Origin of the sequence: Cryobacterium sp. Y62 (genome assembly GCF_002929785.1) — a bacterium.
In the GTDB taxonomy this organism is placed as follows: domain Bacteria; phylum Actinomycetota; class Actinomycetes; order Actinomycetales; family Microbacteriaceae; genus Cryobacterium.
This window is the reverse complement of the sequence record NZ_PJJK01000011.1, coordinates 1-1,386: the sequence shown is the minus strand read 5'-3', so window position 1 is coordinate 1,386 and position 1,386 is coordinate 1. Positions and strand designations below refer to the sequence as shown.

Sequence of the window (1,386 nt, the reverse complement as noted above, 5' to 3'; positions counted from 1 at the left end):
CCCTGACGGTAATGATGAGAAGAGTCTTGAGGCTGCGTGACCCTAACCCTGACTGACGTCCTTCAAGGATTGTCTTTTACGTGATCTGTCCGCGGTCTCAAGGCTGCTCACGGTGCGCTGACCAGGCGGACATGACTTTATAGGAGCCTGAAGCGAATTCCCATTACCGTCTTGTCTGCCCACCTGGCCAACGTGCCCATCTTTCACCCAGATGGACGCAATGGAAAGGCAATTTCATCATGGCAACAGAGATACCGAATATCATCGTCGGCGTCGACACACACTCCGATACTCACTACGTCGCCATCATCGACGACCACGGCAAACACCTCGCTGCTGAAGAATTCCTTGCAGTTGGCTCCGGTTACCGGAACGTCCTCGCCTTCATCACCCACTTCGGTCTGGTCATCGGCGTGGGCGTCGAAGGAACCGGCAGCTACGGAGCGGAACTCAGTCGAGTTCTGCGAACAGCAGGACTCCCCGTCCACGAGGTCAACCGACCCAACCGCCAAGCACGGCGCTTACGCGGAAAATCGGACCCTTTGGACGCCTACCAAGCAGCCGAATCAGTCTTAGCGGAACGAGGCATCTCGACGCCGAAAACCAAGGACGGTCCCGTCGAATGCCTCCGCGTCCTCCGCGCCGCTCGCAGCTCAGCGATGAAGGCGCGCACCACCTCCATCAACCAGATCAAGGGAATCCTCGTCTCCGCTCCCGAGCAAGTGCGGAGCAGGTTTCGCGCCCTGAGGAGCGCACAACTCATCCTGGCGTTGGAACGCTCCCGTCCAGTAGGAAACCTCACAGATCCTGGCACGGCAACGGCCCTCACTGTGAAGAAGCTCGCCGCCCGATACCAATTTCTCGAGCGGGAGATTCTTGACACCGATACGGCGCTGGCAGAGATCCTCCGGGACAGCGCACCGCTGTTGCGGGACGTCCCCGGCGTTGGCATCGAAGTAGCCAGCCAGCTCCTCGTCACCGTGGGCGACAACCCCGAACGCATCGCCACTGAAGCGCAGTTCGCGGCCCTTGTCGGCGTCGCCCCAAACCAGCGTCATCCGGCAAGACGAGCCGGCATCGCCTCAGCCGCGGCGGCGACAGAGCGGCCAACGCGGCAATCCACCACGTCGTCGTCTCACGTCTCGCGACCGACTCCCGGACGAGAGAATATGCGGCCCGACGAACGGCTCAAGGCAAGACCAAAAAGGAAATCATGCGCTGCCTAAAACGATACGTCGCCCGGGAACTCTACCGTCAGCTCACTAACCCGCAAGCGGCGCCCGCAATCACCGACCTACGCACCATGCGCGAGGAACTCCACATCACCCTCCGCGAGGCAGCAGACCACGTCAACACCTGGCCCGGCACCCTCTCCCGAATCGAACG

Annotated in this window: 1 pseudogene; it reads left to right on the top strand. The window is 61.0% G+C overall.

The features are described 5' to 3' along the window. Positions 1 to 239 precede the first annotated feature (239 nt). Positions 240 to 1,386: pseudogene (locus CXY71_RS00075) on the top strand (IS110 family transposase); the annotation flags it as partial.